The sequence below is a fragment of the Nostoc sp. genome (assembly GCF_036917415.1).
Classification (GTDB): Bacteria; Cyanobacteriota; Cyanobacteriia; order Cyanobacteriales; family Nostocaceae; genus Nostoc.
Window position 1 is genome coordinate 1 of the sequence record NZ_JBALDJ010000018.1, and the last position, 4,542, is coordinate 4,542.

At 43.6% G+C, this 4,542-nt stretch carries 3 protein-coding genes; 1 reads left to right on the plus strand and 2 read right to left on the minus strand.

What is annotated here, in order from left to right; translation table 11 throughout:
* Positions 1–43: 43 nt before the first annotated feature.
* Positions 44–871: an aromatic ring-hydroxylating dioxygenase subunit alpha gene (locus tag V7K41_RS01945; protein ID WP_334845474.1), complete on the minus strand. Its 828-nt coding sequence runs from the start codon at positions 869–871 to the stop codon at positions 44–46.
* Between the two features lie 468 nt (positions 872–1,339).
* Between V7K41_RS01945 and V7K41_RS01950 the strand changes: the two genes are divergently transcribed.
* Entirely contained in the window at positions 1,340–1,723 is a 384-nt protein-coding gene (locus V7K41_RS01950; RefSeq protein WP_334845475.1) for a nuclear transport factor 2 family protein, read from the plus strand.
* Positions 1,724–1,997: 274 nt separating this feature from the next.
* On the opposite strand, the gene V7K41_RS01955 is transcribed toward V7K41_RS01950, so the two are convergent.
* Positions 1,998–4,542, minus strand: a 2,545-nt coding sequence (locus V7K41_RS01955; protein ID WP_334845476.1) for a COR domain-containing protein, incomplete at its 5' end; no start/stop codon positions are given.

Genomic DNA, 4,542 nt, shown 5'->3' on the forward strand with positions numbered 1-4,542 from the left:
GTTTGAGATTTAATCTAATAGCGGGTCTGTACAATTATGAACTTCATCTAATTAAAGTTGAAGCTACTTGAATGACTTTTGCAAGAGGTCTACTGTTTACCATTAACCAATATTGCACCACGCACTCATCTTCATCGACTGGTGTAATTGTATAGAAGATATTTAAACGACGATCTCCAGGCCCAAGTTTAAAGTATGCCACTAGCGGACGGAAAATACGGTAATCGTAAGTGTTGAAAATCAGTGGTGCAGAAAGAGGATTACCGGAATTAAAATCTAGTTCCCACAAACCACATTTAAAACTAATCCCATCTGGAAGAGACTCTAATGCATAGTGCGTCAACTCAGGATGACTGGCGTAGGCAAATAATCCCGAATGCAAAATTGGGAAGTGTGCCGGATCGATGAAATTTTCCAGCACCCGCAAAGGGCTAGAGTGATAATAGTAAGGGCCACAGAAAATCTTTTGATAGAGCGGATCGTACCACTCAGAAAACGGAGCTATGTCTTGTTTTGGTGTTCCTAAACAAACCCAGAGCAGATCGTAACGCTCTTGAACTTGGTAAGTTTTAACACAAGCTTGGGCGGGGGGCGATTGGTCGGGATTAGCCGGAACTAGTACACATTTTCCCTCACTATTAAAGGCTAAACCGTGGTAAGGACAAACAAGAGTCTCTTTATTGACATATCCTAGAGAAAGACGAGCACCACGATGAGGGCAAACGTCTTGCCAAGCTAAAACTTTGTCGCCATTATGCCAAAGCACTATATCTGAGCCTAATAAGCGCTTGTGCAGGACTGTTCCAGGTTGGATGTCTTGCGATCGCGCTATTACATGCCAATCATTCAGCAAAATCTGGTCTTGCACCATGAGTATCGACACCCGTCAGGTAAAATACTTATATCTTAATCATCCTGTGGAAAAACTATCAAAGCACTTTTAGGATTTGTTAACAGATAAATGTCCGATCTCCACGTATGCAAAAACTCAAAGTGGCGAGAAATTCAGGTTACAGCTATTTTTAGGTAAATAGACCACGCGGTAGGGGCACAGCATTGCTCATTGGTGTCAACTTAACGCCAAACCTGCTTGGTGAAAACATTTTGCCCTCACCCCCACCCCCTCTCCCAAGAGAGAGGGGAGCTAGACATTCAATCCCCCTTCTCCCTTGGGAGAAGGGGTTAGGGGATGAGGGCGTGAGGGATTTGCAAAACGCCTGTCTGATATAGTTTTCGGCTTAAGTTGACACCAATGAGCATTGCTGTGCCCTTACAACAGATGTAGTTCAAATACATGAAAACTGCTGTAATGCATAAGTCCTATAAGTTTATCAAAGCGATGGAAAACAGAAAAATGGAGCGGCAAACCCCAACTCAAATACAGCAAGATTTACTAATAAAAGCCTATGTTGCCTTCAACGCCCGTCATATTGATTCCGTTCTCGCGTTGATGCACTCTGATGTGGAATGGGCGAATGGTATGGAAGGCGGATATGTTCGCGGTCATGCGGCGGTGCGTGATTATTGGACTCGCCAGTGGAACTTAATCGATCCTCATGTTGAACCTCAAGGTTTTCAACTTGATGAAAGTGGGCGAATAGTGGTTCATGTTCATCAAGTAGTGCAGGATCTAGATGGAAACTTGATACACGAGCAAATGGTTCAGCATATTTACACTATCGAGAATGGATTAATCCGACAAATGGATATTCAGGCTTTGTGAATTAAGGAGCTTTGGTTTTAATCTTGTGCAGTTTTTCAACAACCATATTTATATTGTTACAACAGATGGTTATTTGGCTGGCGCAGATTTGCAAATAGCAACATTTATTTCCAGAAATCACGGTGAAAGAGGAAATCGAACTGTAAATGTACTACCTAGCGCAGGTTGACTTTGAACGTGAATACTATCTTTGTGTGCTTGGGCGATCGCGCAACCATTTATACAACTCTATCCCCGAAACTCCAGGGGCGATGCTGCCTGGAGTTAGAAAAGTCTATTTACCAAAGGGAAGCGGTAGTTCGATATTTAATTTGTTTCCTATTTCTATAACATTGTTTGCAAAGTCTGTCATACCTGCGATCGGTCCAGCGACTACACTAACAGCAGTTAGTAAAGCTACTAGACGCTTTTTGAGTTTGGGTAAATTGCGTTCTTTTTCTGGCTTTTGAATTTCTACTTCTACATCATCAATATCAATGATGATGTCATCGTGGATTTCTGGTGGGAATTGGGCGGCAGTTTGGCGCAAGTTGCCGATCAGTTGCAGAATTTCGCTGATGTTTGCGCCGCTTGTTTGGTTTAAGTTAGAGGCTTGCTGTCTGGCGTTGTCTTTGACTTGGTTGGCTAAGTTGGCGATGTTTGCGCCTTGAAGGTTGTTTGTGAATTGAGGATTTTCTGACATAGCATTTGCCTCGGCTTTATTAATAATTGGTCTGCTGACAGCTAGTTTAGCAATATCTCGCATATCTTCGTATGCAGTCTTATCATCTAAATCGTTATCTCCTTTTTTTGATTTTCGACGCGATTTTAGTGATTCATAGCCATCTAAAAGTGGACGCAGATCGAGTTTGAGCTTGAGTTCACCAATAACTTTATGGGTTTCTCCCATCGCTTCGAGTCCGAGTAGTTCTGAGTATTTGAGCGGATCGTGTTTGGGATGCTTGGGAACGGGAACCCATTCGGTGATTTCGAGATTGGGAAGACTTTTGTGGATTTTTTGGAAGACATCGCGGAGAATGCCGAGAAATAAGCGGCGGGTTTCTTTACGTCCGCTAATGGTGATGAAGATTTTTTTGTCTTCGGGATCGGCTTTGATCCGAGCGATGTTGTAGATTTCGTTGTTTTCTTGATATTGCAGCATTACGCCACTGCGCCAATAGATTTGGTTATGAATTTTTTCGTGGCTGATGACGATGAAGCGGGAGATGATGCTTTCGGGGAGAACTTTGTAATGGTATTGAAATTCCAGGGTTTCGCCGTGGAGTTCTGTTTCGTCTGGTTGGTCTTTGGGCAAAAGTCCCGCAATCAGGAATTGTGGTGGTTTACAATCTAGTGCAAAGCAAAGCTCAAATTCTTTCATCAGCCAGATTAGATGCTTGTGACGCTTGGTGGGGTAACGCTCTGGATTAAGGATGCAGGTGAGATCGGCGGGGGTGAAAATGCCTTTGGTTTGAGTTTTGAGGTTTTCATCGCTCAGGAGCGCGTAAATACCTTCTGTCACCCAGTTGGGTTTGAGGACGTTGGTATCTTTGAGGATGGGATGCTCGCGGAAGTTGAGAACTAAGCCGAGTCGATGCAGCAAATCGATCAGTTGCTCACGGTCTTGTTGTTCGCGAATCTTGTTGTCATAGCAGATGTTGATATAATCGTCGTAGCTGATGAAGTCTTGGGGCATGGATTCGAGTTGTTGTTTAACCTCAAACCATGTCAGGGGTAGAAGATCGTAGACTTCTTTGAGTTTGCCGACTTGCTGCAAAATGGCGGTGCGAAGTTGATCAATGCCGATATTGTCTTGGCAGGAGGTTTCGATAATCGCTTGGATGTTAGGATATTTTTCGTGTAATGCTTTACGGTTGATGTCGAGGGGTTGTTCGTCTTTTTTGTTGCCAACGATAATCACGGGGGACTGTCCGCCGAAGCTTTCGATTAGTTTCAGCCAATATTCGATGCGGTTTTCTTCTTCGCTGGTGCGACAATTACAAACGAGGAGATAGAGGCTGCGCTTAGTCAGAAAAAACTGATGGGTGGCATGATAAATTTCCTGTCCGCCAAAGTCCCAAACATTCAGGCGGATGTCTTTGCTATTGACCTGCACGTTCCAAGTTTCCACATTGAGTCCGTCGGTTTGGGGTTGATTTTTGTCATATTTATCGCGGATTAGTCGCTCGATAAGGGATGTTTTACCGACGCTGCCTTGTCCAATGAGTAAGAGTTTGGCTTCGTTGAGTGGACGCACTTCACCGCTACGGAGTAATTGCAAGTAATTGAAAATCTTTTTAACTGAACCAACATCATTAGAAGATCCTAAAATCTCTGGTGAAATAGGAAGCGGATTTCCCCATAAATCTAGTTTTTCCAACTTCGGTAAACTTTCGATCGCCTCTGGTATCTGGGTTATTTGGTTGTAACTGAGGTGAAGCTGCGTCAGATTGGTTAATTTAGCGATCGCCTCTGGAATCTGGGTTATTTGGTTGTTATAGAGGTCAAGCTGCGTCAGATTGGTTAAATTAGCGATCGCCTCTGGTATCTGGGTTATTTGGTTGTTACGGAGGACAAGCTGCGTCAGATTGGTTAAATTAGCGATCGCCTCTGGAATCTGGGTTATTTGGTTGTTACGGAGGTGAAGCTGCGTCAGATTGGTTAAATTAGCGATCGCCTCTGGAATCTGGGTTATTTGGTTGTAACTGAGGTGAAGCTGCGTCAGATTGGTTAAATTAGCGATCACCTCTGGAATCTGGGTTATTTGGTTGTAACTGAGGTGAAGCTGCGTCAGATTGGTTAAATTAGCGATCACCTCTGGAATCTGGGTTATTTGGTTG

Excerpts from the sequence above, each read along its gene's own strand:
- V7K41_RS01945 (WP_334845474.1), bottom strand. The coding sequence starts at position 871 with ATGGTGCAAGACCAGATTTTGCTGAATGATTGGCATGTAATAGCGCGA.
- V7K41_RS01950 (WP_334845475.1), top strand. The coding sequence starts at position 1,340 with ATGGAAAACAGAAAAATGGAGCGGCAAACCCCAACTCAAATACAGCAA.